We start from the raw sequence: 26,092 nt of genomic DNA, 5'->3' as shown, positions 1-26,092 counted from the left end.
CGTTCCTCAGGCCTCCTCGACCACGCCGAGTGAGCGCAGCAGCAGTTCCCGGACCTCCTGGAAGCCGGGGTCGCCGGCCTTGCGGGACTCCGGCAGGCCGGGGCGCACGTCCACCGAGATCCGGCCCTGGTCCAGCACCACGATCCGGTCGGCGAGCTGTACGGCCTCGTCCACGTCGTGGGTGACCAGCAGCACCGCCGGCTGGTGACGCTTGCAGAGCGCCCGCAGCAGTCCGTGCATCTTGATCCGGGTGAGCGCGTCGAGCGCGCCGAACGGCTCGTCGGCGAGCAGCAGCTCCGGCTCGCTGACCAGCGACCGGGCCAGTGCCACTCGCTGCTGCTCACCGCCGGAGAGCTGGTTCGGCCAGGCCCTCTCCCGGCCGGCCAGGCCCACCTCGGCGAGCGCGTCGAGGCCCTTCTGCCGGGGGTCCGGCACCCGCAGCGCCAGGATCACGTTGTCCAGCACCCGGCGCCAGGGCAGCAGCCGGGAGTCCTGGAAGACGACCGACACCCGGTCCGGGATCGCCAGGTCGCCGGAGCCGGCCACGTCGTGGTCCAGCCCGGCGAGCGCCCGCAACAGGGTGCTCTTGCCCGAGCCGCTGCGCCCGAGCAGCGCGACGAACTCGCCCGGTTCGATGTCCAGGTCGATCCCGTCGAGGACGGTCTTCTCGCCGAACCGGCGGGTCAGTCCGGAGATCCGGACGCTCCGGGTCAGTTGGTCAACGTGCGGCGCCATCCCAGCACCCTCCGTTCAGCGATGCGGACCAGGGCGTCCGAGAGGAAGCCGAAGACGCCATAGATCACCAGGCCGACGATGATGATGTCGGTCTGCGCGTACTCCTGCGCCTGGGTCATCATGTAGCCGACGCCGGAGAGCGCGTTGATCTGCTCGACGGTGATCAGGATCAGCCACGAGGCCGTGACCGACAGGCGCAGGCCGACGAAGACACCGGGCAGCGCGCCGGGGAAGACCACGTGTCGCACGAACTCCCAGCGGGAGTAGTTCTGCACCTGGGCGAGCTCGACGTACCGCTGGTCGATGCCGGTGAGTCCGGCATGGACCTGCACGTACATGTAGACCGCGACGGCCACCGCGATGATCGTGATCTTGAAGCCCTCGTTGATGCCCAGCCAGAGGATGAGCAGCGGGATCAGGCCGATCGTGGGGATCGCCAGCTTGATCCGCATCGGGCCGTCGATCAGCGCCTCACCGATCCGGCTGGTCCCGGCCAGCAGGGCCAGCGCCAGGCCGGCGACCGCGCCGATCAGGAAGCCGAAGACCGCGCGTTCCAGCGAGGCGAGGACGTGCTCCTGCAACGTGCCGGCCTCGATCAGGTCGGCGAAGGTGCCGGCCACGGTCCACGGCGCGGACAGCTTGCGGGGATCCAGCACGCCGGTCGCCGAGGCGAGCGCCCAGATCGCGAGCAGCAGGATCGGGCCGAGCGCGCGGCCGTACGGAATCGGCTTGCCCGGCCCGACCCGGCGCCGCTTGCGACGTGGCTGCGTCGCGGCGGTGCGGGGCCGGGTGGCGACGGAGACGGTCTCGGTAGCCATGGTCACTCCTGGTACTTGGCGGGAACGGCGGCGGAGGCGATCCCCTCGAAACGCCGGTCGAACAGCTTCTCCGGGTCGATCTGCTTGATGAAGCCGCCCTCGACGAGCAGGTCGGCGGACTCCTTCTCCCAGGCCACCGCCTTGTCCCAGCTCTTCGGGAAGAAGGGCTGCTGGAGCGTGGTGCCGATCCGCTTGGCGTCCGCCTCGGACACCTGCTGGTCCTTGACGTAGTAGGCGTCCAGCCACTTGTCCGGGTTCTCCCAGCGCCAGACCTGGTCGTTGGCCCAGATCGGGATGAACGAGCGGATCGCGGCGACCTTGGCGGAGTCGGCCAGCACCTCGCCCGGCGCCCACAGCACGCCCAGGTAGTCGACCGCGGTCATCGGGAACTGGATGGCGCCGTCCTTGCCGTACTCGGCGAGGTACTTGGTGATGGCGGGCTCGTAGAGCGGCGCCATGTCCACCTGCTTGCTCTGCAGAGCGACCAGGAACTTGGTGCTCGGCAGGGCGATCAGTTGCACGTCCTTGGGGGTCAGACCCTGCTCCTTGAGGGTGCGCAGGACGACCAGGCCCTGCGCCTGACCCTGCGAGAAGGCGATCTTCTTGCCCCGCAGGTCGGTGATGTCCTTCACCGGGTTGCCCGGCGCCGTGACGAACGTGTACTGCGGCTTGTGCACGGTCTGCACCGCGACGATCTTCGCGTCCACGTTGATCGCGGCGGCCTGGATCGGCGGGATGCCGGCGTTGTTCGCCAGGTCGATCGCCTTGGCGCGGAAGCCCTGGATCACGTCCGGGCCGGCCGAGATGTTGGGCCAGTCCTTGACCTTGAACGGGATCTTGCCGATCTCGCCGGACGCGGTCAGGCCGACCTGCGACGTGTGGATCGAGATGATCAGCTCGGTGGCCGGGTCGACGGTGGTGGGCAGCGGGTCGGCGGCGGACAGGCTCGCGGACGCGGCATCGTCGCCGGCACATCCGGTCAGGCCGAGCGCGGTCACTCCGAGGAGCCCCCCGAGCAGCGTGCGGCGGTTGAGGATGGGACTTGTCATGTGCGTTTCCCCTTGAAGAGCCACGGAGGTGGTGACGATGCGTGCCCGCGGTATGACAGCCGCATCAATATACATTACCTATCGGGTTTATAGGTTTTAACGACTTGTGACAGAGTACCAAGATCAAGATCAAGGGCCGATTCGGGTACGCCGTGAGCGCTCATCGCGTACCGGAAGCGGGTTTTGATCTCCGCAACCGTGCCGCAGCCCGGAGTGACTCGAACCGCAACCGGGATGGTCCGATCTTGATGGCATGCTGCGCCGCCTCGCCTCGCTCGCGACCTCCGTCACCGCTGCCGCCGCCCTGACCGTGGCCGGCCTGCCCGCCCCGGCCGTGGCCGCCTCCGTCGCCTGCCGTCCGGTCGCCGGAAGTCCGCGCTGCGGCGTCTGGACCGGCACGGTGGCCTGGGTGGCCGACGGGGACACGCTGCTGGTCGACCTGAACGGGGACAAGACCCACACGCCGCGCTCGATCCGGCTGATCGGGGTGCAGGCCATGGAGCAGCACGTCTACTCGCCGAAGCCGGCGAAGCGGCGCGGCGACTGCCACGCCCTGGAGGCGACCGCGCGGGTCGAGTCACTGATCCGGGCCGGCAAGGGCGTGGTGCGGTTGACCGCGCAGAAGTCGGGCAGCCAGAGCCGTGACCGGCCGCTCCGATCGATCTCGGTCAAGATCAACGGTAAGTGGCGGGACATCGGCGAGGATCTGGTCCGGCACGGGTACGCGCTGTGGCTGCCGTTCGCCGGGGAGTGGGCGTGGGACTCGGCCTACGAGCTGGCCGAGGCGGAGGCGTCCGCCGAGAAGAACCTGATGTGGGACGACGACTACTGCGGGGTGGGCCCGGCGGCCGGCGCCGACCTGACGGTCTGGGCGAACAGCGACGCGGACGGCGACGACGGCAGCAACCTGAACGGCGAGTGGATCCGGGTCGGCAACCGGGGATCGTCACCGGTGGACGTCGGCGGCTGGTGGGTGCGGGACTCGGGGCTGCGGCGGTACACGTTCGCGGCGGGGACCGTGGTGCCCGCGGGCGGGGCGGTGTATGTGCACGTGGGCAAGGGTGTGGACACCGCTACGGACAAGTACTGGGGGCTGACCGGGCCGATCTTCACCAACGTCGACCCGGTGCATCATTCGGTGGGTGAGGGGGCCTATCTGTTCGATCCGCAGGGTGACCTGCGGCAGTCGTTCGTGTACCCGTGCCGGGTGCGGTGCGGGAGCCCGCTGACCGGCAAGGTGGCGTTGAAGGTGAAGTACGGCGGGGTGGAGAAGATCGAGGTGGTCAACGTCAGCGACCAGCCGATCGACTTGCAGGGGCACGTGGTGGTGAGCCGGTATCAGTACCGGTTCGAGGAGAGCACGGTGCTCGGTCCCGGGGAGTCGACGGTGGTGCCGCTCGCCGGGGGGCGGGCCGTGCTCGACGATCGGGGTGGCGAGGTGCGGTTGCAGACCTCGGACATGTGGACGGTTGCGTGCCGTTGGTGGGGCACCGGCAAGTGCTGATCGGAGCCTGCCGCTGAGTGCGGCCGGTCGCCTGCCGTTGCGTGCGGCCGGTCGGCTGCCGCTTTGTGCGCTCGGTTGTCTGATTCCGCGTGCGGCCGGTGGCTTGCCGCTTTGTGCGGCCGGTCGTCTGCCGTTGCGTGCGCCCGGTCGGCTGCCGCTTTGTGCGCTCGGTTGTCTGATTCCGCGTGCGGCCGGTGGCTTGCCGCTTTGTGCGGCCGGTCGTCTGCCGTTGCGTGCGCCCGGTCGGCTGCCGCTTTGCGCGCTCGGTTGTCTGACTCCCCGTGCGCCCGGCGGCCTGCCGCTTTGTGCGGCCGGTCGTCTGCCGTTGCGTGCGCCCGGTCGGCTGCCGCTTTGCGCGCTCGGTTGTCTGACTCCCCGTGCGCCCGGTGGCCTGCCGTTACGTGCGGCCGGTCGGCTGCCGCTTTGTGCGGCCGGTCGTCTGCCGTTGCGTGCGGCCGGTCGCCTGCCGCTGCTTGCGCCCGCGCGCCGGTATGTTCGCTGGCGTCGCGCCTCTTCCGCGCCGGATTTTTCGTGATTTGATGGGTTATAACGCCAGTGATCACCAGGGCTAGCGCGACGAGGATGCCGGGAGTGATGCGCTCGCCGAACAGCGGGACGGCGAGGAGCGTGGCCAGGACCGGGCTGAGCGCGCCCGTCACCGACGGAATGCCGCTCCCCAGGCGCCGCACGGCATAGGCGTAGCTCAGCGTGGACAGGATGCCGGTGCCGACGCCCTGCAAGGCGACGTAAAGGGCGATCCGCCCCGGCGGGACGGCGGCCAGGTGGGTGGCGGCCGGCACGGCGGCGATCAGGGCAGACGGGGTGCAGATCAGCAGGACGACGCTGATCAGGTCCAGGCGGGTCCGGGGGAGGACGATCGTGTAGATCGCCCAGACGACGCCCGCGGCCAGCAGGATCCCGATGCCGGTGACGCTCGCGGCGGTGCCGGTCTGTGCGGCGGTGGCGGCGATGCCGAGGGTGATCGAGGCCAGCGGCAGGAGAGCCGTTCTGGTGCGGCGGATGATCGCGACGAACAGCGGGACCGAGCCGGGGAGCAGGAGGCCGACGAGGGCGGCCGACGTGAGATGCCCGCCGAGCGCCGACAGCAGGAAGTGCGGCAGGCCGGCGAGGCTCAGGCCCAGGACGACGGCCGGACGTTCCCGCCGGACGGCCCGGAAGGCGCGCGGGAGCCACGGTGCCAGGATGAGCACCGGGGTGGCGAACCGGAGGAACGCGGCGTCGATCGGGGTCAGGCCGGAGGCGCCGATGCCTCGGATGGTCAGCGCGAACGATGCCCAGAGCAGGACGGCTCCGGCGAGGGCGGCGAATGCCTTCTGGCGCTGCACGAGGTGTTCCTTCTTGTCGAGGCAGGTTCCTCGCAAGGCTAGGAAGGATCGCCTGGCACGCGATTGCTAGTTCTGCTTCAGGGTGCCCGTCGAGTGGCAGAATCTGCTACGTGATGACCTTGGACTCGATCGACCGGCGGATCCTGCTGGAGTTGCAGAAGGACGGCCGGCTCACCAACCAGGAGCTGGCCGACCGGGTCGGCCTGTCGCCGTCACCGTGCCTGCGGCGGGTCCGGCTGCTCCAGGAGGCGGGCGTGATCGAGCGCTACGCCGCGGTCCTCTCCCAGGACGCGCTCGGCCTGTCGATCACCGCGTTCGCCCGGCTGACCCTGCTCTCGCACACCTCTGCCGTGGTCGACGAGGTGGAACGGAGGCTCCGCTCGATCCCCGAGGTGGTCGAGGCCTACCTGCTGGCCGGTGACGACGACTACCTGGTCAAGATCGTGATCGAGTCCTTCGCCGCGTACGAAGACCTGCTGCGCCGCGAGATCCGCGCGATCCCGTCGCTCGCCTCGATCAAAACGACCTTCGCCTTCGCGGTGACCAAGCCGCAGTCCCCGCTGCCGATCCCGTAGGCCGGGGTCAGGCCGGGCCGGGCTCGCCGTTGCGCCAGTGGCGGCGGCACAGGACCCGGTAGGAGACCGCCGAGGTCTGGGTGGTGTCGCCGACCGCGACCTGCTCGCCGATCCGGGCCACCTGGCCGTCGACGATCCGGGCGTTCTGCCGGCCCGGCCGACCGCACCAGCAGGTCACCTCGACCTGCAACGGCACGATCACGTCGGCCAGCTCGACCAGCCGCTGCGCGCCCGGGAACAGCCGGGACAGGAAGTCCGTGGTGATCGCGTAACAGTCGATGTCCACGCCCAGCTCGTCGGCGGCCCAGGCCAGCTGCTCCACCTGGGCCGGGGTGAGGAACTGCGCCTCGTCCACGATCACGAACCCGCCGGCCGGCACCGTCTCGGTCACCAGCACCGCCAGGTCCATCTCCGAGTGCACCTCGATGGCGTCCGCGGCGACACCGAGCCGGGACGACATGATCCCCTCACCGGCCCGGTCCTGGCTGGTCAGCAGCACGCCGGGACGCCCGGCCTGCCGGCGGTTGAACGCGTTCTGCAGAGCCAGGGTGCTCTTGCCGGAGCCCATCCGGCCGGTGAACAGGGTGAGGGTCCCGAAGACCGGGGCCAGTGCCGGTTGCCGAGAAGCAAGGACGGTCGCGGCGGTGACCGGCATCAATCGGGGGCCTCTTCTCGGTCGGTCTCGTCGGGCGTGCGGCCGCCGCTGAATCGGGGCGGGGCCGGTACACGCTACCTGGTGATCGATTGCCTGGTTACCGCCGGTCGACGGTCAGGTTCAGGACACCCGACGAAAGATCACCACCGCAACGGCCATCCGCCCCGCCCGACCGGCCGTCTATTCGCGCACGCTCAGCGGCTCCCGCTCCGGCGCCGCGGCCTGCGTGGGGGCGGGCAGGTCGCCGGACTCGGCGCGCTCCCGGGCGAACGGGTCGCCGTACTCTCTTATCGCCCGCCGGGCGAACGCCTGCTGCTGGGTCGCCACCCGCTCCGAGCGGCCGCGCCCGATGAAGCTGACCGCCCAGTGCAGCACCGCGGTCACCCTGTTCTTGAAGCCGACCAGGTAGAACAGGTGCACCGCGACCCACACCACCCAGGCCGGGAAGCCGGACAGGTGCACCTTGCCGATGCTCGCCACCGCGGAGAACCGGGAGATCGTCGCCAGGCTGCCCTTGTCGAAGTACTTGAACGGCTGCCCGGTCTCCTTGCCGCCGAGCCGCCGCTTGATCTGGTCGGCCGCGTGCCGCCCGCTCTGGATGGCCACCTGCGCCACCCCGGGCAGCGGCTTCCCGTCGTCGCCGGCCAGATTCATCATGTCGCCGAGCACGAAGATCTCCGGGTGCCCGGGCAGCGTGGTGTCCTTCTCCACGAACACCCGGCCGGCCCGGTCGGTCTTGGCCCCGGTCGCCTCGGCCAGCTTGGCCGCCAGCGGCGGCGCGGCCACCCCGGCCGCCCACACCTTGGTCACCGACGGGATGCGGTGCCGGCCGTCGGCGTCCTCGACCTCGATGCCGGTCGAGTCCACGCCGACCACCTTGGTGTTCAGCTTCACCTCGACGCCGAGTTTCTCCAGCTCGCGCTGGGCGCCGGCGGAGAGCTGGTCGCCGAACGTGTTCAGCACCGCCCCGATCGCGTCGACCAGGATGATCCGGGCCTTGCGCGGGTCGATGTGCCGATACTGTCCCGGCAGGTTGCGGTGGGCCAGCTCGGCGATCTGCCCGGCCAGCTCGGTGCCGGTCGGTCCGGCGCCGACCACCACGAAGGTGAGCCAGCGCTGCGCCGCCTCCGGATCGGTCTGGAGGTCGGCCACCTCGAACGCACCGAAGATCCGGGCGCGCAGCTCGAGGGCGTCGTCGATGCTCTTCATGCCGGGTGCGTGGTCGGCGAACTTGTCGTTGCCGAAGTACGACTGCGAGGCGCCGGCCGCCACGATCAGCGTGTCGTACTCCACCGTGTACTCGATGCCCGGCCCGGCCACCGAGACGACCTTGTTCTCGACGTCGACGTCCTGCACCCAGCCGAGGCGGACGTCCACATTCTGCTGGCGGCGGAGGACCTCCCGGATCGGCGGAGCGACCTCACCCTCGGACAGGATCCCGGTCGCCACCTGGTAGAGCAGCGGCTGGAAGAGGTGGTAGGCCGTACCGTTGATGAGGGTGATGTCCACCGGAGCCTTGCGCAGCGCCTTGATCGCGAAGAGCCCACCGAAACCGGCTCCCACCACGACCACGCGTTGGCGGTGACTTGCCTGCGTCATTGCCTGCTCCCGTCCCAGTCGATCCGTTCAGTACAGCGCATCTCCGCATACCCGTGTGCCGTGAAAATGACCACTCACGTGCGCTTTCTCACCGAACGCATGGTCCAGGACAGATCGCGGCGGCCTCCTCACCTGGGCTTCCCGGCTGAGATCGGGCATTCGTCCCGACGCTGATGCTCGCCGTGATGTAGCCGTACTGTTCGCCATCTTGCATGCGCTGAGCTGGATCGCGGCGTTCCACAGCGCGGTGGGCGGGCGTGAAGCGGGAGGCTGTGGTCAAGCGGCTGGGCGCCACGGGAGGACAGCGCCGTCGCGGACCAGCTCGCCGTAGTGGTCCGGCTTGACCGGATCCAGAGCCAGGGAGAGCAGGGGGCCGGCGGCCTGGGCGGGGCTGGGTGCGCCACTGACGTCCCACCAGAGGGCTGATGTCGGGGTGTTCATCATCCCGGGGCAGACCGCGGCCAGGAGGATGCCACGGCCGGCGTCGGACTGCCGCCGCTGGCCGGCGAGCGCACGGACGGCGGCGACCTGGGCGATCTTGGATGGGATGTTGATGAATCCGGGCCACGCACCGGCTCGAGCGCGCCCGTCGCGGACCTCGGCGGACCAGGCGGCAGTGGCGGCGTCCACCGCGTCCAGAGAGGGCAGCGCGTCGAAGCGGCTGTGCAGCACCGGGGCCAGGAAATGGAGTGTGCCGAGAGAGCTGGCCACCACGATCAGGCGGCCGCCGTCGCGGATCAGGGGAGCGAGGGCGCGCAACACCCGGGTGGTGCCGAAGTTGTTGACCTGCGCGTAGTCGTCGATGATCGCGCGTGGGTCGTCGTCCGGACCGACGCGCATCACCGCGTTGTTGAAGACGATGTCGACCCCGCCGTGCCGGCGCTCCAGCTCGGTGGCGAGCCGGGTGACCGACTCCGGGTCGGACACATCCAGCACCTCACCGCGTACCTCAGCCTCTGTAGCCGGAAGTGAGGCGACGGCCGTTTCCACCCGGGCCGCGTCGCGGCCGGTCAGATAGACGGTGTCGTCGGCGTCCAGGCGTTGGGCGAGACCGGCCACCAGCGCCGTGCCGAGCCCCTGAGTAGCCCCGGTGACCAGGGCGATCCGTGAAGTCATGCGCCCAAGTTAGGTCGGTGCGGGTCATGCGGCCAACGAGATTTACTCATGCCTGGTATGAGTAGAAGTCATGGCGATCACGGACGCGTCGTTGGTAGCGTTGCGGGTGTTCCGGCAGGTGGCGGAGCGCGGGACTTTCACCGCCGCGGCTGCCGCGTTGGGATATACGCAGTCGGCCGTCTCCCGGCAGATCGCGGCTCTGGAGCGAGCCGTGGGGGCGGATCTTCTGGAGCGACGACACGAGGGGGTGAGGCTGACTTCGGCGGGGCAGATCGTGCTGCGCCGTGCCGTTGCGGTGGCAGAGCAGGTCGACGCGGCGGCGCGTGAGCTGGCCGGGTTGCCGGGTGCCGGCGGACGGGTGCGGCTCGGATGGTTCACCAGCGCCGGCGCTGCGTTGGTGCCCCGTGCGTTGAGCGCGTTGCGGCGTACGCATCCCGGAGTGACCGTGACCAGTCGCGAAGCCTCCACGCCAGCCCTGATCCGCGCGTTGCGTGCGGGCAGCCTCGACCTGGCTGTGATCGCGACAGAGCCGCCGCATCGGCCGCCGGACACGGAGGCGCCGCCGTTGCGGACGCGAGTGCTGACCGACCGCAGCTTGATGGTGGCAGTGCCGGCTACGCATCCGCTGGCCGGCGGATCGTTCGTGGACGTGAGGGACCTACGGGGACAGGAGTGGATCGCCGGGCAGAGTGCGGGGAACGAGCGGTTGATGGGTGTGTGGCCCGGGCTCGATGAGCGGCCGGTGATCGCGCACGTGGCCCGGGACTGGCTGGCGAAATTGCACCTGGTCGCGGCCGGGTGCGGCCTGACTACGATCCCGCCGATGCTGGCCGGCTCGGTGCCGGACGGAGTGCGGGTGTTGCCGGTCCGCGGTGGTCCGGAGGAAGGGCGGCGGATGACTCTCGCTTGGGTGCACGATCCGCTGTCACCCGCGGCGGCGCGACTGGCCGAGGCGCTTCAAGCCGCGGCCACGGGAGCAGTCGCGGAGGGCGAGCGCGGCCCGGATTAGGGCGAGTGCGGGCCGCCATGGCCGGGTTCTTTCCCGGTCCTCGGCGACCCTCGCCCGGACGGGGGGCACGCTCGTCTTCGACCTGGAGGAACGGCTCGGCCGCTCAGCGGAACATCGGGGGTTCCTGGTCGGGCGTCAGGGCGGTCGGGCCGAAGAGCCAGTCCACGTACGAGTAGTCGTAGGTGTCCCGCTCGGTCAGGAGTTTGTTGCGCCATGCGCGGCGGGGGCCGTCGTGGTGCCAGAACTCGCCCCAGGACCGGGCGGTGGTGAGGACCCGGCGGCAGTGTGCGGGGCGGACCGCGTTGTAGGCAGCCAGGACACCGTCCCAATCGGGGTCGCGGCCGGCGTGGGCGCCGAGGACCCAGGCGTCCTCGATGGCCATGACCGCGCCCTGGGCCAGGTACTGCAACGGCGGATGGGCGGCGTCGCCGGCCAGGGCCAGGCGGCCGGTGACCCAGTTGTCGATCGGGTCCCGGTCGACCATGCGCCACCGGCGGTCCCGCCACATCAGGTGCAGGCCGGCCCGGACCTGGGGGCAGGTGCCCTCGAACGCCGCGTCCAGCTCGTCCGGGCCGCCCCGGTCCGCCTTGCCGAGCCGGGCCCCGGGCGACTCGAAGACGGCGACCTGGTTGAACATCTCGCCGCCACGGAGCGGGTACTGCACCAGGTGACAGCGCGGGCCGATGTGGACGACCACGTCCTTGAGGTGCACGTCGAGCTCGGCGACCCGGTCGATCGGGACCGCGCCGCGGTAGGCGACGTAGGCCGAGCTGACCGGCTCGTCGTCGCTGAGGATCCGGCGGGCCGTCGAGTGGAGCCCGTCCGCGGCGATCACCACGTCGCCGGCGACCGTGCCGCCGTCGTGGATCGCCGCGGCCCCGGCCGGTGAGGACGAATATGCGGTGACCGTCACGTCCGTGACCAGCTCGACGCCCGCTCGCCGGCAGGCCCGCAGCAGCACGCCGTGCAGGTCGGTGCGGTGGATCACCAGGTACGGGAACCCGTAGCGGCGTTCCACGTCGTGCAGGTCGAGGGCGCTCAGCTCGCCGCCGTCCACGGCGTCCTTCATGACGATGCGCTCGGGAAGCACGCCCAGCGACCGCACCTCGCCGAGCAGGCCCCACTCGTCGAGGATCCGGGTGCAGTTCGGCGCGATCTGCATGCCGGCGCCCACCTCGCCGAAGGCGGACGCCTGTTCCAGCACGGTGACCCGCTGCCCGGCGCGGGTCAGCGAGAGGGCGGTGGCGAGGCCGCCGATGCCGCCACCCACCACCACGACGTTCGAGGTCATCGGTGGTCCCTCCGGAAGTCGTCCGCCGAACGCCCGGAATCAGGGTCATTCCTGATCGATTCATGTAACACGGGCGATGTAGGTTACCTTCGCCCGGATCGATCAGAGGGGGAAACGTGACTACGTCCGTGGAGCGGCCGCAGGTGGTCGACGACGCGACCACCGGTCCGGCGTTCGCCGCGCGTGAGCGGTGGGTGCTGCTGGTCGCGAGCGCCTGGTTGGTGATCGGGCTTCAGCTCGACGCCTACGCGCACGCCACCACGCCGGAGCTGGAGACGTTCTGGACCCCGTGGCACGGCGTGCTCTACTCGGGCATCGCGGCGTCCGGCTTCACCCTCCTCTGGATCATGAAGTCGCGGCTCCCGGCGATCCCGACGTACCAGAGCCTGCTGGCCCTGCCCAACGCGCTGCGCATCCCGCTCGCCGGGATGGCGTCGCTGCTGGTCGGCGGCGGCATGGACACGCTGTGGCACAACATCTTCGGGATCGAGAAGAACCTGGAGATCTTCGTCAGCCCCAGCCACGAGCTGATCATCCTGGGCATGGTGCTGGTCGCTATGGGCCCGGCGCTGATGACGGCCACCGTCCCCGGCCGCCTGCTGAGCATCGGCAACGCCTTCCTGGTCGGCATCTCGGCGCTGTTCGCGGTGCTCCCGCTGCACATCTACTCGCTGCACGCCACCGCGCTCGGCTTCTACCACCTCGGCACCGGCCACGCCGAGCCGAACGTGTTCTCCATCGACGGCCAGCTGGTGCACGGCTACCTGTTCAGCACCGTCCTGCTGCTCGTCCCGATCCTGATGATCGGCCGGCGCTGGCGGCTGCCGATCGGCCTGCCGACCGCACTGGTCTCGATCCCCGCGCTGCTCATGCACCTGATGTTCGCCTCGCAGGGCCCGTGGTGGCCGCACCTGACCGTGGCCGTCGCGGCGCCCGTCGTCGAGCTGCTGCTCCGCGTCGGAGGCACCCTGGTCACGCTGCCGGTGACGGCACGCTGGATCACCCTCGGCCTGGTCGCGCCGCCGATCGTCTGGGGTGCCGTGCTGCTGGTCGGCAAGATCCAGACCGGCACCGTGGGGTGGAACATCCACATCGTCAGCGGCCTGCTGACGCTGACCGCGCTGGCCGGCGCCGGGACCGTGCTGGTGGTCCGCAGCATCCAGCGCCTGCAGCCGGAGTGAGCCCGGTGCGTCGCCTCCTGGTGTTGCTGGCCGCCGTCGCCGGGATTCTCCTCGCGACGGCCGGTCCGGCGGCGGCGCACGCCGGCGGCCTGGTCGCCACCGACGCGCGCAGCCAGGTGGTGGCCATCACACCACAGATCCCGGGGCTCACCGTGATCGCCATCGAGGACGGCGCCAAGCTCCGCTTGACGAACCACACCTCCGGCCCGGTCACGGTCCGCGACCTCGACCGGACCGTCCCCGCCGGCGGCGAGCTGACCTGGGCAGACTCACGGTTCGCTCCGGAGGGCAAAGACCTCGGGGCTTTCCGTACGGTGAACTGGACGGTCCCGTTGGACGCCGCCGGCACCGCCGTCACCGTGGCCGGGGTGCTCACCGGCGAGCAGGCGCCGAACCCGTTGCCCTGGTGGGCGCTGGCTATCGTGTCGGCCGTGGCCGTACCCGTGATCGCCCGCCGCCTGCACCGCGCCGACCTGCTGCTCGCCGCGGCCGGCGCGATCGCGATGGCCGCGTCGATCACCCACGTGCTCGGCTCCACCCTGGCCGTCGAGTCGGCGCCCCTGCTCGGCACCTTCCTCAGCGCCGCCGGGATCAACCTGCTGGCCTGGCCGCTGCTCCTGGGCGGCGCGGTGGTGGCCCTGCGCGGCCGGCCCGCCGGACTGCTCGCGGTCTGCGCCGGGGCCGCCCTGACCGCGGTGTTCGTGCTGCCGGACGTGACCTCCTTCCACCGGGCGGTGCTGCCGTTCGCCGGGCCGCCGCTGGTCGAGCGGGTGCTGGTGGTGCTGGCGCTGGGCCTCGGCGCCGGGGTCGCGGTGGCCGGGGCGTCGGTGTTGCGGAGGCTCGCGCAGCGCGCGGCCGTGGTCGCGGAGGTGCCTTCGTGAGGGCCTGGACCGGTCTCCTGCTGCTCGTGTCGTCGGTGGTCCTCGCGGTCCCGGCGCTCTTCGGGCTCAAGGTGCTGATGTCGGCGACCAGCCTGCTCACCTTCGCGTCGTTGTTCGCGGCGTTCGTGCTGGTGGTGTCGTCGGCGTCGATCGCCGTCTTCGCGCAGCTGGGCGTGCTGGCGCTGATCCGCCGCGAGCCGGTGGACTTCGGCGGCCCGGTGATGCCCACGCCGGCGCCCTCGTCGGGCGCGCCCTCGTCGGGTGGCCGGCGGGCGCTGCGGGCGGTGCCCTTCCTGCTCGCCGCGCTGGCGCTGCTGCCCGGGTGCACGGCCGCCCCGCCCGCTCAGGCGGCCACCCCGGCCGCGTGCGGATCGCCCTCGCCGGACCAGGTGGTGGCGACCGCGGCGCTCCAGGACGGGAAGGCGTCACCCGCGCCGCACCGGGTGAGCGTGCCGCTCGGCAGCCAGGTGCGGCTCGGGGTGTCCGCCGACGTCGCCGCGGACATCCACGTGCACGGCTACGAGCTGGAATATTCGGTGCAGCCCGGCCAGCCGGCGTGCATCGTCTTCGTGGCCTCGCAGGCCGGGCTCTTCGACGTCGAGGCGCACCCGGACACGCTGCTCCTGCAGCTCGAGGTGAAGTGAGGCCGCTGGCCCACGGGGTCGGTGGCTCGTCGGACCTGCCCCTGCCGCTCGACCTGGTGTTGCAGGCCGGCGCGGCGACCGTGGTGCTGTCGTTCCTGATCGCGGCGCTCTGGTGGACCACACCGCGGCTGGGCGGCGGCGTGCCCCGGTCGGTGCGGACGGCGGGCTGGCTTCCGGTGCTGCGCGGGCTGGTGCTGCTGCTCTCGCTGTACCTGGTCGGGAACGCGCTGCTCGGCCCGGCCGGGGGGACGAACCCCGCGGCGTACGCGATCTTCGTCTGGCTCTGGGTCGGTCTGGTGCCGCTGAGCGTGGTGTCCGGCCCGGTGTGGCGCGCGGTCAATCCGCTGCGGACGCTGTTCCGGGTGCTGCGGCTGCCGGCGGCGGGACTGCGCCCGGGTCCCGGGTGGGGCATGTGGCCCGCGGTGGGGTGGCTGCTGGCGTTCGTGTGGTTCGAGCTGGTGGCGCCGGGCCGGACGGAGCCCCGCGTGATCGGCTGGTGCCTGGTCGGCTACGCGGTCGCGCAGCTGGGGATGGCGGCGCTCCGGGGTGAGGAGTGGTTCGCCCGCGGCGACTGTTTCGAGGTGTATTCGTCGCTGGCCGGGCGGCTCAGCCCGGTGCGGTGGCCGAGGCCGCTGAGCGGGCTGGCCGCGCCGTTCCCGGTGGCCGGGGTCGGGCTGACGGCGTTCGTCGCGGTGTGGTGGGGGTCGACGGTCTTCGACAGCGCTTCCGGGTCGCCGGTGTGGGCCGGGTTCGTGCAGCGGGCCGGGCATCCGGCGGTGGTGGCGACGGGCGCGCTGGTGCTGATCTGTGCCGGGGTGCTGCTCGCGGTCCGCCGGACGGCCGGTGGGCTGGACGTGACGGCTTCGCTGATCCCGATCGCGGTGGGGTACACGCTGGCGCACTATCTGTCCCTGCTGATCGTGGCGGCGCCTCGGGGGGTTCTGCTGCTCGGGCAGCAGTGGGGGTTGTGGGCCGGGGTGGGGTGGAACGTGGTGCCCATTCCGGGGGTGATCGCCGGGGCTCAAGTGGCGCTGATCCTGGCGGGGCATGTGGTCGGGGTGATCGTCGCGCATGACGCGGCCCTGGCTGGGGGGAGTCGGCGCTCGCTGGTGAGTTCGCGGGTGGCTGGGGATGGTTCCTCAGTGGCCGGGGACGTCTCGCGGGTGGCTGGGGATGGTTCCTCAGTGGCCGGGGACGTCTCGCGGGTGGCTGGGGATGGTTCCCCAGTGGCCGGAGACGCCTCGCCGGTGGCTGGGGAGGCGATCGGTGGCGCGGCTCGGCCCGCTCGGCAGGCACGGCCGGTTCTGGTGACGCTTGCTGATGAGCTTCCGTTGGTTCTCTTCATGATCGGCTGCACCTGGGCCGGGCTGTTCCTCCTCTTTGTGCGCTGAATCTCATCTCCACTTTTGTTCGCTGGACCCCGTCTCGGCCGGGCGTTTTTGTCGGTGGGTCGTGGCATGTTGTGGGGGTGTTCGAAGCGGAGTTGGTGCGGTGGCCGGGGGAGAGCGGCTGGGTTTTCGCTCCGGTGCCGGTGGAGCATGCGCCGGAGACGGCCGGGGCGTTCGGCCGGGTGCCGGTGACGGCGACCGTGGACGGGAGGAGCTGGGCGACGAGCGTGTGGTGGGACCGGCAGGCGGGCTGGTTGCTCGCGGTGCCGAAGAAGATACGCGCGGGGAAGGATCACGGTGACGTCGTGCGGGTCGAGGTGGAGGTGGACCTGTCCAGACTGGGAGAGTGAGGATTGCCGATGTGCCGATCCGATCGCTCGAACGTGCGGTTTCGGTCACGGTTCGTACATTTGATCTAATCATCGGGTAAGGTGCCGGACATGAGCGTCGATGTCGGCGACGAGCCGCGACCGCGGATCAGCGCCAAGCAGGAGCGCATTCTCGCGGTCATCCGCGAGTCGGTGCGGGAGCGGGGCTTTCCGCCGACCGTGCGGGAGATCGGGGCGGCGGTCGGGCTGGTGTCGCCGTCGTCGGTGGCGCATCACCTCAAGGTGCTGGAGCGGCACGGGTTGCTGCGCCGGCAGCCACACGGGTCACGGGCGGTCGAGGTGCGAGAGCACCGGGCCGCGGGCGTGGCGGGTCCGGCCGAGCCGGGCGCGGGTGGCCAGGCCGGGGCGCGAGGTCCCGAGGCTGCGGGTTCGGCTGGCTTGGCCGAGGCGCGGGGGCGCGGGACTGCGGGTGGCTTGGCTGAGGCGCGGGGGCGCGGCGCTGCAGGTTCGGGTGGCTTGGCCGACGCACGAGAGCGCGGGACGGCGGCTTCGGGGGGCGGCCTGGCCGGGGCGCGGGGGCGCGGGGCTGCGGGTGCCGATGGCTTGTCCGATGTCCGGGAGCCCGGGGCGGCTGAGGGTCGGCTCGCCGAGGTGCGGGAGTTTATCCGGCCTGACCAGGTGGTGGCGATCCCGGTGCTGGGTGACATCGCGGCCGGTGCGCCGATCCTGGCGGAGGAGCATGTGCTGGATCACCTGGTGGTCTCTTCCGGGATGGTCGGCCACGGCACGCTGTTCGCGCTGAATGTCAAAGGTGACTCGATGATCGACGCAGCCATCTGCGACGGTGACGTGGTGGTGGTCCGCCAGCAGCCGGTCGCGGAGAACGGTGAGATCGTCGCCGCGATGATCGACGGCGAGGCCACGGTCAAGACGTTCCAGCGGCGCGACGGGCACGTCGAGCTGGTCCCGCGGAATGCCGGCTACGCGGTCATCCCTGGCGACGACGCGGTCATCCTGGGCAAGGTGGTTTCCGTAATCCGCCGCCTCTGAGCGGCCTGAGCCGCCAGCCCGCCCGGACAGCGGTGGCGTCGTGAAGCCGTCGACCCGGTCCCAGAGCGGTGCCGGAGTTCGCCCGCGCCAAGGAGGAGTCTCGATCCGCTCGGCGCGCGGCGCTCCAGTGATCCTTTGCGCCGGGATTCCTCGAGCCGTGAAACGCTTCAGCAGCATCCAGACCGCGGAACGAGAGACCGCGCGTCCACGGGTTGAAACAATCCGGCGGCCGGAATGCCCGGCAGGCATCCGGTAGGGTGCGGCTTGTGACCCCGATCGACGCCATCGCCGCCGCCTATGTGGGCTGGGTCACGCCGGATCTGCCGCTCTACGGCCTCGATCACGACCGGGCCGACTTCGCCCCCTGAGGGCCGCTCTCGCACTGACGCGTGCCGCCGCCCGCGACGCATCCGCACCCGCATCCCCGCCATCAGCGATCCGGCGGCGCGGCGCGCACCCGCATCCCGTCTCCAGCGGCGCGGTCTGCACATGCGGACCCCGTCGCCAGCGGCGCGGTCCGCACGTGCGCATCCCGTCTCCAGCGGCGCGGTCTGCACATGCGGACCCCGTCGCCAGCGGCGCGGTCCGCACGTGCGCATCCCGTCTCCAGCGGCGCGGTCTGCACATGCGACCTCGTCACCAGCGGCGCGGTCCGCACGTGCGCGCCCCGTCATCAGCGGCGCGGTCTGTACATCCGCCCCGTCGCCAGCGGCGCGGTCCGCACATGCGCACTCCGCTAACAGCGGCGCGGCCTGCACATGCGCACCCGGCCACCAGCGAGACGACGCGACGCGATGCCCAGGCGCACCGCCGCCACCGATACGGCGCGGTACCAAGACGCGAATCCCCCGCCCGAGCGCCCACCCCCGGAACGAAAGAGCGACGCATGTCCGCCCTCACCAAACTGCTCTCCACCGCGTACGTAAAACGTCTTCTGATCGCGAGCCAAACCGGACGCCTGCCCATGGCCTCGGCCCCCCTCGCTCTGCTGCTCTTCGCCCGCGAGGCGCACAGCCTCACGCTGGCCGGCCTGGTCGTCGGCGCCTACACCGCGGGCATGGCGGTCAGCGCGCCGATCCTCGCCCGGATCGTCGACCGCTGGCGGCAACCCCCGGTCCTGTGGGGTTCCGCCCTGCTCTCCGGCGTCGGCTTCGTCCTGGTGGCGGTCAGCGGGCACGCCCTCGCGGTCACGCTGGCCGGCGCGCTGCTGGCCGGGCTCGGCACCCCGCCCCTGGAGGCGTGCCTCCGCGCTCTCTGGCCGGATCTGGTCGAGCCCGACGCGATCGCCGCGGCCTACTCGCTGGACATCGCGGTCCAGGAGGTCATCTATGTGACCGGTCCGCTGGTCACCCTCGCCGCGGTGGCGATCGCCGGCCCGCCCGCCGGTCTGCTCGCCGCCGCGGTGCTCCAGCTCGCCGGCGTAGCGATCTTCGCCGCCACGCCTGCGGTCCGCACCTGGCGCGGTGTCGCCGCGGTGCGGCACTGGGCCGGGCCGCTGCGCGTGTTCCGCTTCGTCGTCATCCTGCTGGGCGTGATCTGCGCCGGCGCCGCGATCGGCAGCCTCCCGGTGGCGGTCACCGGGTATGCCGAGGCGGTCGGCGACCGGTCGATCAGCGGCTGGCTGCTGGCCGCGCAGGCGACCGGCGCGCTGATCGGCGGCCTGGTCTACATGCGGGTTCGCCCCGGCGGACGGGCTCGTCTCCCGCTGGTCACCGTCGGGCTGGCCGCCGGATTCGTACCGTTGCTGGCGATTCCCGGGCCGTGGCCGATGGCGCTGCTGCTCGCGGTGGCCGGGCTGTCCCTGCCGCCGGTCCTGACCGCCGTCTTCCTGACCGCCGATCGGCTCACCCCGGCCGGCACCGCGGTGGAGGCGTTCGCCTGGATCATCACGGCGTTCACCGTGGGCAGCGCGGCGGGCGCGGCGATCACCGGGCCGCTGGTCGGGGAGAGCCTCCGCTCCGGCTTCGCCTTCGCGCCGGTGGCCGGCCTGCTGGCGGTCGGCGCGATGTCCGCGGCGTCCCTCACCGGCCGCCACCCCGCCGATCGGCGCGAGGCCGCGGTCGGTTCCTGACCTTTTCGGTACGTTCTGGTGCCCCGCCAACCGCAACAGCCCACTCCCGTGGCCAACCGCGAGGCAGTCCCACCCGGGACCGACCCGCGACGCACGGGTGTGTCCCGGGGCGCGGCGACGCCTCCCGGTTCCGGGACAGGACGCCCGGCGTATCCGTGGATGTCATTCCCGCGCCGCCCGGGGCTGCGAATCTCGGGTCGGCGGGGAGGTGCCGATGTCGCAGTACGTCGATCTGCTGGCCACCGGCCGCTGGGTGCTGGTGGTCGTGCTGGCCGCTGCTCTGTTCGACGTCGTGCTGCCGTTCATCCCGAGCGAGACGATCATCATGGCGGTCGGCGTCGGGGTGGCCGAGACGGGGCGGCCGCCGCTGATCGCGGTGATCCTCGCGGCGGCGGCCGGGGTGACGCTCGGGGACGGGCTGGCCTATCTCGCCGGGCGGCGGGGCGGTGCCGTGGTCACCGGGCGGCTGCGCCGGAGCCGGCGCGGCGCGGTGATCCACGACTGGGTGCTGGCGGTGATGCGGCGGCACGGTGCTCCGCTGATCGTTCTCGGTCGCTACGTGCCCGGGGTGCGGCCGGTGACGGCGTTCACCGCCGGTGCGGTGGGCTATCCGGCCCGGCGCTACGCGGCTTTCACGGCGGCCGGCGCGGTCGTCTGGGCGGCACAGAGCGCGTTGCTCGGCTATCTGGGCGGGGTGGCGTTCGCGGATCATCCGCTGGCCGGTTTCGCGATGGCGTGGCTCAGTGCCGGCGTGGTGACGCTGGCGGCGATGGCGGCGCAGCGGCACGCGGCTGCGCTGGGCCGCCGGGTCACCGGTCTGACGCGCCGACGGACCGGACCGCGATCCGGACCGCGATCCGGAGAGCGGGAGGAAGCGGACCGGGAGCCGACCGCGGACCGGAGCCGTGGGTGATCGACCGGTCGCCGGCCGCGACGGCCGACCGAAATGTGGGATTGACCACGAGTTTGCGGGGAAACTGATAGCGCTGCTCGCGTGTCTGGTGGGACAGGTGCGGCTAACGTTCCCGTGTGGCTAAGGGATCAATGGCGGTGCTGGTCGCCCTTCTTGTGCTCGCGCTGCACGTCGGCCTCGGCCTGTTCGCCGCGAACTGGTTGTGGACCGACACCGACGACCCGAACCAGTGGATCTACTTCTACGGCACCGGCGGCTGCTGCATCGCGCCGATCACCGCCTCGGTCGGGGCGATCGCGGTGAACAACCCGCGGTTCAAGGCGATCGGTGTCGGCATGCTGGCCGGCCTCGGGCTGGCCCTGGCCATCGCCGCGGTGGCGCTGCTCAGCGGTTACGTCCCGTCGTGGGTGAAGGGCTGACCGAGCCCATCCGGGAGTTCCGCCGGTTAGCATGAGGCTCATCCCCCAACGCGGTTCGGCCCGCGGCAACGCGCAAGCATGGGTGGTGGGGGATGATCGCCAACAGTCAGACCGTTCTGCTGTCCGGGCCCGATGTCGGCCGCCTGGAGCAGGAGTATGTGCTGGCCGCCCTCCAGTCGGGCTGGATCGCCCCGGTCGGTCCGGACCTCGACCGGTTCGAGCGGGAGATCGCCGACCGGGCCGGCGTGCCGCACGCGGTCGGCGTCACCTCGGGCACCGCAGCCCTGCACCTGGCCCTGCTCGGGCTCGGCATCGGCCCGGGCGACGTCGTCGTGGTGCCCACCCTCACCTTCGTGGCGACCGCGAACGTGGTCGTCTACACCGGCGCCACCCCGGTTTTCGCCGACTGTGACCCGGTCACCGGCAACCTCGACCCCGACCTGCTGGCCGCCCTGCTCGCCGAGCTAAGCGCGGAGGGCGCGCCGGTGCGCGCGGTGCTGACCGTCGACCTGTACGGCAGCTGCGCCGACTACGAGCGGATCCTCCCGCTCTGCGCCGGCTACGGCATCCCGGTGATCGAGGACGCCGCCGAGGCGCTCGGCGCCACCCACCGGGGCAGGGCGGCCGGCTCGTTCGGCCGGGCGGCGGCGCTGTCCTTCAACGGCAACAAGATCATCACGTCGTCCGGTGGTGGCATGCTGCTCACCGCCGACGGCGAGCTGGCCGGGCGGGCGCGGCACCTGGCCGGTCAGGCGCGGCTGCCGGCCGAGCACTACGAGCACGCCGAGGTCGGCTACAACTACCGGCTGAGCAACCTGTTGGCGGCGCTCGGCCGGGCGCAGCTGTGCCGGCTGGACGAGATGATCGAGCGACGGCGGGCGGTGCACGACGCGTACGCGAAGGTCTTCGCCCACCTCGACGGCGTGAGCCTGCTGGGCGACGCGGACCCGGCCGCGAACTGCTGGCTCACCTGCGTCGTGGTCGATCCGGACCGGGCCGGCTGGTCGGCCGCCGAACTGGCCGCGCACCTGGCGGAGCGGAACGTGGAGACCCGCCCGCTCTTCAAGCCGATGCATCTCCAGCCGCTTTTCGCCGGCGCCCGGGCCGCCCTGAGCGGCGCCGCCGAACGCCTGTTCCGGACCGGCCTGGCCCTGCCCAGCGGCTCCGCGCTCACCCCGGAGCAGGTGCGGCGGGTCCTCGACGAGATCACCGAGTTCCTGGACGGTCACCGGTGAGGCGCTCGACAAGGGTCACCGACCTCGTGCAGCGCGCCCTCGACATCGGCGTGGCCGGCACCGTCCTGGTCGTCTCCGCCCCGGTGATGGGCGCCGTCGCGGTGCTGGTCGCGACCCGGATCGGCCGGCCGGTCCTGTTCCGCCAGCCGCGCCCGGGGCTGCACGGCAAGCCGTTCACGCTGGTCAAGTTCCGCACCATGCGGGACGTCGACGAGCGGAGCGGCCTGGTCACCGACGCCGACCGGCTCACCCCGCTGGGCCGGGCCCTGCGGGCCAGCAGCCTGGACGAGCTGCCGACCATGTGGAACGTGCTGCGGGGCGAGATGAGCCTGATCGGGCCGCGACCGCTGCTCATGCACTACCTCGACCTGTACACCCCGGAGCAGGCCCGCCGTCATCTGGTCCGGCCCGGCGTCACCGGTCTCGCGCAGGTGAGCGGGCGCAACGCGGTGGACTGGGAGGAACGGCTGGCGCTCGACGTCTGGTACGTCGACCACCGCTCGCTCGCGCTGCACGCGCGGATCCTGGTGCGGACCGTGCTGATCCTGCTGCGCCGGCACGGCATCACCGCACCGGGCGACTCGACGATGCCGCAGTTCACCGGGTCACCGCGGGCGGGCTCCTAGTGCGGATCACCTATATCCACCAGTACTTCAAAACGCCCGGGATGGCCGGCGGGACGCGGTCCTACGAGTTCGCCCGGCGCCTGGTCGAGCGCGGTCACGAGGTCCACATGATCACCGGCGCGCCGGACGGCCACCCGGCCGGGATCAGCACCGAGGCCGGGATCGTGGTGCACTGGCTGCCGGTGCCGTACCGCAACGCGATGAGTTACCGGCGCCGGATCGGGGCGTTCCTGGGCTTCGTCGTCCGGTCGGCGCTGGTGTCCGGGCGGCTGCCGCACGACCTGGTCTTCGCGACCAGCACCCCGCTGACGGTGGCGATCCCCGGCGCCTGGGCCGCGCGGCGCCGGCGCGTGCCGATGGTGCTGGAGGTCCGGGACGTCTGGCCGGAGCTGCCGATCGCGATGGGTGCGCTGCGCTCGCCGGCCAGTCGCTGGGCGGCGCGGCGGCTGGAGGCGTGGGCGTACCACCGGGCGGCCCGGGTCATCGCGCTCTCCCCGGGGATGGCCGACAGCATCCGGCGCCGGTTTGCGGGCATCCCGGTCACCGTCGTGCCGAACAGCTGCGACCGCGACCTGTTCGCCGGCGCGGACCGGGCGGGCGAGGCGCTGCGCCGGACCACGCCGTGGCTCGGCGACCGCCCCCTGGTGCTGTACGCCGGCACCCTCGGCCTGGTCAACGGCGTGGACTACCTGGTCCGGATGGCCGCCCGGCTGGCCGAGACCGACCCGGACGTGCGGGTGGTGATCATCGGCGACGGCCGGATGCGGGACGACGTGCGGCGCCTCGCCGCCGAGCTGGGCGTGCTGGACCGGAGTCTGTTCCTGCTCGGACCGGTCCCCAAGAGCGAGGTGGTGGCCTACTTCGGCGCCTGCGACCTGTCGGTGTCGGTCACCGTCGACGTGCCCGAGCTGGCCAACAACTCGGCCAACAAGGTCTTCGACGGCTTCGCCGCGGGACGGCCGGTCGCCGTGAACCACGGCGGCTGGCTCGCCGACCTGATCACCGAGAGCGGCGCAGGCCTGGTGCTGCCGCCCGGCGACCCGGTGGGCGCGGCCGCGGCCACCGCGGCCTTCCTGCGCGACCGGCCGGCCTGCGAGGCCGCGCGGGCGGCGGCGGCCCGGCTCGCCCGCGAGCGCTTCGACCGCGATCGGGTGTTCCAGGACTTCGAGCGGGTGCTGACCGAGGCCTACCGCGAGAGCGGCACGTGCTCGGGGGCCGGCCGGACCGCGGCCAGCAGCAGCAGGATCCACATCAACCGGGCGTCGTAGTAGTCGCCGGAGAACAGGCTGGTGCCGCCGATGAAGATGCCGCAGTAGGCGGCCGTCCGGGACTCCAGGCTGCGTTCCCGCGCCGGCACGGCGACGTACGCCTGCCACAGCCCGATCCACGCCACCAGCAGCAGCGCCAGGCCGGCCGAGCCACCCTCCGCCGCGATCGACAGCGGCAGGTTGTGCACGTACTTCTCGCCGGGGCCGAGGTCGGTGACCGTGTAGAACCCGCTCACCCCGGTGCCCAGGATCGGCCGTTGCAGGAAGATCCGCAGCGCCATCCGGAACAGCACGTCACGCTGCGACGCGTAGCCCTCGCCGATGGTGGCCTCGACGAACCGGGACTGGACGAACCCGGCGATCGACGGCCCCGCGGTGATCACCAGCACCGCGCCGACGACCAGGAGCAGGCCGAGCGGTTTGGCCAGCCGGTCGAAGTCGAGCTTGGGCCGGATGGCCAGCAGCGCGATCACGATCGTCAGGCCGAGCGCGACGATGCCGCCCCGGGAGCCGGAGGCGATCGCGCCGAACAGGAACACCGGGATCGGGATCAGCCAGATCAGCCGTTCGCCGCTGCGCAGGTAGAGGTAGATCGAGGTGATCACGCCGAGGATCATCAGGCGGACGAAGACGTTCGGGCCGCCGCCGAGCGCCGCCCACCGGCCGCCGGCGGCGTGGCCCCGGCCGGTCGCGGCGGCCAGGAAGTAGACCCAGGCCGCGATGTGGAACAGCACCAGCGTGGTCGCGGTGACCCGGTCCCGGTCCCAGTTGGCCAGGGTGAAATAGACGATCAGCAGCCCGGCGACGGCGCACAGGTCGCCGACCACCGGGCCGGTGGGCGTGCCCGGTGGCACCCACAGGGCGGAGAAGCCCTGATAAAGGAGCAGGGCGAGGATGCCGAACAGCGCGGTGACGCCGGTGACCGGGTGCGGGCCCATCCGGTGCGCCTCCAGGATGAGGCTGAGCAGCAGCACGAAGAAGAGCGGCACCCGGACGTCGTTGACGATCGGCAGGTCCAGGCCGGTCCGGGACAGGGTGAACCGTCCGGCGAGGGTCACGATGAAGGCGATCACGACGACCAGCCCGGGCCGCCCGGGCTCACTGTTCACCTGTTCGCTCGCAGGGCGCGGGTGGTCAGGCCGACCGCGTCGCAGCCGAGCGCCGTCGCGGCCGCGATCAGGCCCAGCAGCGCCGCGTGCGGGGGCGCGACGAACACGGTGGCGATCCAGGTGGCCACCACCTCCAGGGTGAGGCAGGCGAGCAGCAGCCGGCTCAGGAACGTCGCCTCGAGCAGCGTCTCCAGCGCCGGCCGGGCCGCGTAGAACATGGCGAGCGGGATCGCGGCGAGCACACCGAGCCGCAGCACCGGGACCGCCCCGGCGAACTCCGCGCCGAGGAACTCGCGCACCAGCACCGGCGCGCCCAGGAAGATCACCAGGGTGGGGCCGGCGGCGAGCACACCGGCGACCACCGGGAGTGCGGTGAGCAGCCGCCGCACGCCCGCGTCCGCGCCGGTGCGGTGGAACAGCCGGCTGAGCCGGGGCAGCAGCACCGGGGTGAGCATCGCGAACAGCGAGCAGATCAGGGTGACCGCCGAGGTGGTGAAGCCGACGTACCCCGCTTGCGGGCCGCCGGGCAGCATCACCGCCATGGCGAACGTCGGGAAGGTGAAGAGCGTGGGTAATGCCAGTTCGCCGGGCATGCGGCGGATGCCGTACGCAACCAGGGTCTTGATCGTCGGTTCCAAGAAGCCGTCGCCCTGGGGCACGCCCGGCCGGCGCACGACCAGGGTCCCCCACAGCCCGATCGCCGCCGCGCCGAGGCCCTGGATGATCAGGAAGTCCTCGATCCGGTCCGCGGCGACGAACGCGACCAGCGGCATCAGACCCAGACCCAACCCGAAGGTCAGGTACGCGTCGATCACCTGGTGGTTGCCGCGCAGGGCGGCGAGCGCGACCGTGCACAGGCAGGTGCCGCCCAGCACGGTCACCACGGCGGTCACCGCGGACCGCCCGCCCGGCAGCCCGAGCAGCGCGGCGATCCAGTCCCCGGCGGCCACCGCGGCCAGTCCGACCACGACGACCAGGCCGGCCTCGACGTAGAACGCGCGACGGGCGAGGCGGCGGGTGGTGTGCTCGGTGTGCGGCAGGTAGCGCTGCAAGCCGAGCCCGAGCCCGAGCATCAGCACCGGCTGAAGCGTGCTCACCGTGCCCCGGGCGATCTGGTAGTAGGCGAAGCCGCCGACGCTGCCCCGCCGCGCGACCAGGTGGAACAGGTACAGCCCGGTGCCCAGGACGAACCACTGGACGAGCAGGCTGGCGGCGTAGTCGCGGCGCACGGCGGCGGGGACGCTGCGCAGCAGCGACCGGAGACTCTTACCGGTGCGCATG

24 protein-coding genes and 1 pseudogene are annotated in these 26,092 nt (G+C 71.9%); 15 read left to right on the top strand and 10 right to left on the bottom strand.

The features are described from left to right. Positions 1–6: 6 nt before the first annotated feature. Genes Aiant_RS07020 through Aiant_RS07010 form a run of 3 tightly spaced genes read right to left on the bottom strand, consistent with a single transcriptional unit; the run spans position 7 to position 2,602 of the window. Entirely contained in the window at positions 7–735 is a 729-nt protein-coding gene (locus Aiant_RS07020) for an ABC transporter ATP-binding protein (RefSeq protein ID WP_189336890.1), read from the bottom strand. Continuing rightward, the gene (locus tag Aiant_RS07015) at positions 711–1,553 is read right to left on the bottom strand and encodes an ABC transporter permease (RefSeq protein WP_189336891.1); all 843 of its coding nucleotides are present in this window, start codon (positions 1,551–1,553) and stop codon (positions 711–713) included. Before Aiant_RS07015 ends, Aiant_RS07020 begins: the two co-directional genes overlap by 25 nt. 2 nt (positions 1,554–1,555) lie before the next feature. Next, positions 1,556–2,602, bottom strand: a complete 1,047-nt coding sequence (locus Aiant_RS07010; RefSeq protein ID WP_189336892.1) for an ABC transporter substrate-binding protein — start codon at positions 2,600–2,602, stop codon at positions 1,556–1,558. Positions 2,603–2,855: 253 nt separating this feature from the next. On the opposite strand from Aiant_RS07010, the gene Aiant_RS45475 reads away from it, so the two are divergent. Then, positions 2,856–4,106, top strand: coding sequence for a lamin tail domain-containing protein (locus Aiant_RS45475; RefSeq protein WP_229831492.1), 1,251 nt, complete (start codon positions 2,856–2,858; stop codon positions 4,104–4,106). 605 nt (positions 4,107–4,711) lie between these two features. On the opposite strand, the pseudogene Aiant_RS45470 reads toward Aiant_RS45475, so the two are convergent. Then, positions 4,712–5,317 (bottom strand): annotated as a pseudogene (locus Aiant_RS45470) (EamA/RhaT family transporter); the annotation flags it as partial. A 248-nt stretch (positions 5,318–5,565) separates the two neighbouring features. On the opposite strand from Aiant_RS45470, the gene Aiant_RS07000 reads away from it, so the two are divergent. Next, complete coding sequence (locus Aiant_RS07000; protein ID WP_229831495.1) at positions 5,566–6,027, top strand: Lrp/AsnC family transcriptional regulator; 462 nt, start codon at positions 5,566–5,568, stop codon at positions 6,025–6,027. A gap of 7 nt (positions 6,028–6,034) precedes the next feature. Here Aiant_RS07000 and Aiant_RS06995 read toward each other — a convergent pair whose 3' ends face one another. From Aiant_RS06995 to Aiant_RS06985, 3 genes are all read right to left on the bottom strand, one after another. After that, complete coding sequence (locus Aiant_RS06995; RefSeq protein WP_189336895.1) at positions 6,035–6,682, bottom strand: thymidine kinase; 648 nt, start codon at positions 6,680–6,682, stop codon at positions 6,035–6,037. A 180-nt stretch (positions 6,683–6,862) separates the two neighbouring features. Beyond that, positions 6,863–8,281: an NAD(P)/FAD-dependent oxidoreductase gene (locus Aiant_RS06990; protein ID WP_189336896.1), complete on the bottom strand. Its 1,419-nt coding sequence runs from the start codon at positions 8,279–8,281 to the stop codon at positions 6,863–6,865. A gap of 276 nt (positions 8,282–8,557) precedes the next feature. Then, positions 8,558–9,397 carry an SDR family NAD(P)-dependent oxidoreductase gene (locus tag Aiant_RS06985; RefSeq protein ID WP_189336897.1) on the bottom strand — a complete coding sequence of 280 codons (840 nt, stop codon included), beginning with the start codon at positions 9,395–9,397 and terminating at the stop codon, positions 8,558–8,560. A gap of 70 nt (positions 9,398–9,467) precedes the next feature. On the opposite strand from Aiant_RS06985, the gene Aiant_RS06980 reads away from it, so the two are divergent. Further along, positions 9,468–10,406 (top strand): LysR family transcriptional regulator, encoded by a 939-nt coding sequence (locus tag Aiant_RS06980; protein ID WP_189336898.1) that lies wholly within the window; start codon positions 9,468–9,470, stop codon positions 10,404–10,406. Positions 10,407–10,509: 103 nt separating this feature from the next. Here the strand turns inward: Aiant_RS06980 and Aiant_RS06975 are convergent, their stop codons facing one another. Continuing rightward, entirely contained in the window at positions 10,510–11,697 is a 1,188-nt protein-coding gene (locus Aiant_RS06975; RefSeq protein ID WP_189336899.1) for an FAD-dependent oxidoreductase, read from the bottom strand. A gap of 116 nt (positions 11,698–11,813) precedes the next feature. On the opposite strand from Aiant_RS06975, the gene Aiant_RS06970 reads away from it, so the two are divergent. The 12 genes from Aiant_RS06970 (at position 11,814) to Aiant_RS06910 (ending at position 23,702) form a co-directional block, all read left to right on the top strand. Next, a complete protein-coding gene (locus Aiant_RS06970; RefSeq protein ID WP_189336900.1) occupies positions 11,814–12,878 on the top strand; it encodes a hypothetical protein in 1,065 nt (354 codons plus the stop codon). 5 nt (positions 12,879–12,883) lie between these two features. After that, entirely contained in the window at positions 12,884–13,759 is an 876-nt protein-coding gene (locus Aiant_RS06965) for a hypothetical protein (RefSeq protein WP_229831493.1), read from the top strand. Continuing rightward, positions 13,756–14,403, top strand: coding sequence for a hypothetical protein (locus Aiant_RS06960; protein ID WP_189336902.1), 648 nt, complete (start codon positions 13,756–13,758; stop codon positions 14,401–14,403). Before Aiant_RS06965 ends, Aiant_RS06960 begins: the two co-directional genes overlap by 4 nt. Next, complete coding sequence (locus Aiant_RS06955; RefSeq protein ID WP_189336903.1) at positions 14,400–15,794, top strand: hypothetical protein; 1,395 nt, start codon at positions 14,400–14,402, stop codon at positions 15,792–15,794. The genes Aiant_RS06960 and Aiant_RS06955 overlap by 4 nt, the downstream gene beginning before the upstream one ends. 77 nt (positions 15,795–15,871) lie before the next feature. Further along, positions 15,872–16,141, top strand: coding sequence for a DUF1905 domain-containing protein (locus tag Aiant_RS06950; RefSeq protein ID WP_189336904.1), 270 nt, complete (start codon positions 15,872–15,874; stop codon positions 16,139–16,141). Positions 16,142–16,231: 90 nt separating this feature from the next. Continuing rightward, on the top strand, positions 16,232–17,170 hold the full coding sequence (gene lexA / locus Aiant_RS45465) for a transcriptional repressor LexA (protein ID WP_189336905.1): 939 nt from the start codon (positions 16,232–16,234) through the stop codon (positions 17,168–17,170). Positions 17,171–18,056: 886 nt separating this feature from the next. Continuing rightward, positions 18,057–19,241, top strand: a complete 1,185-nt coding sequence (locus tag Aiant_RS06935) for an MFS transporter (RefSeq protein ID WP_189336906.1) — start codon at positions 18,057–18,059, stop codon at positions 19,239–19,241. 214 nt (positions 19,242–19,455) lie between these two features. Next, positions 19,456–20,154: a DedA family protein gene (locus Aiant_RS06930; RefSeq protein WP_189336907.1), complete on the top strand. Its 699-nt coding sequence runs from the start codon at positions 19,456–19,458 to the stop codon at positions 20,152–20,154. Positions 20,155–20,270: 116 nt separating this feature from the next. Further along, the gene (locus tag Aiant_RS06925) at positions 20,271–20,573 is read left to right on the top strand and encodes a hypothetical protein (protein ID WP_189336908.1); all 303 of its coding nucleotides are present in this window, start codon (positions 20,271–20,273) and stop codon (positions 20,571–20,573) included. Positions 20,574–20,665: 92 nt separating this feature from the next. Beyond that, positions 20,666–21,808: a DegT/DnrJ/EryC1/StrS family aminotransferase gene (locus Aiant_RS06920; protein WP_189336909.1), complete on the top strand. Its 1,143-nt coding sequence runs from the start codon at positions 20,666–20,668 to the stop codon at positions 21,806–21,808. Further along, entirely contained in the window at positions 21,805–22,434 is a 630-nt protein-coding gene (locus Aiant_RS06915) for a sugar transferase (RefSeq protein ID WP_229831494.1), read from the top strand. Before Aiant_RS06920 ends, Aiant_RS06915 begins: the two co-directional genes overlap by 4 nt. Further along, the gene (locus tag Aiant_RS06910) at positions 22,434–23,702 is read left to right on the top strand and encodes a glycosyltransferase family 4 protein (RefSeq protein ID WP_189336910.1); all 1,269 of its coding nucleotides are present in this window, start codon (positions 22,434–22,436) and stop codon (positions 23,700–23,702) included. Before Aiant_RS06915 ends, Aiant_RS06910 begins: the two co-directional genes overlap by 1 nt. Here the strand turns inward: Aiant_RS06910 and Aiant_RS06905 are convergent. Together Aiant_RS06905 and Aiant_RS06900 are read right to left on the bottom strand one after the other, a co-directional pair. After that, positions 23,621–24,811, bottom strand: a complete 1,191-nt coding sequence (locus Aiant_RS06905; protein WP_189336911.1) for an O-antigen ligase family protein — start codon at positions 24,809–24,811, stop codon at positions 23,621–23,623. The two genes, Aiant_RS06910 and Aiant_RS06905, sit on opposite strands and share 82 nt — an antisense overlap. Continuing rightward, complete coding sequence (locus Aiant_RS06900; protein ID WP_189336912.1) at positions 24,808–26,091, bottom strand: lipopolysaccharide biosynthesis protein; 1,284 nt, start codon at positions 26,089–26,091, stop codon at positions 24,808–24,810. Before Aiant_RS06900 ends, Aiant_RS06905 begins: the two co-directional genes overlap by 4 nt. Position 26,092 lies beyond the last annotated feature (1 nt).

This window comes from Actinoplanes ianthinogenes (genome assembly GCF_018324205.1).
In the GTDB taxonomy this organism is placed as follows: domain Bacteria; phylum Actinomycetota; class Actinomycetes; order Mycobacteriales; family Micromonosporaceae; genus Actinoplanes; species Actinoplanes ianthinogenes.
This window is presented reverse-complemented; position numbering and strand designations above follow the sequence as displayed.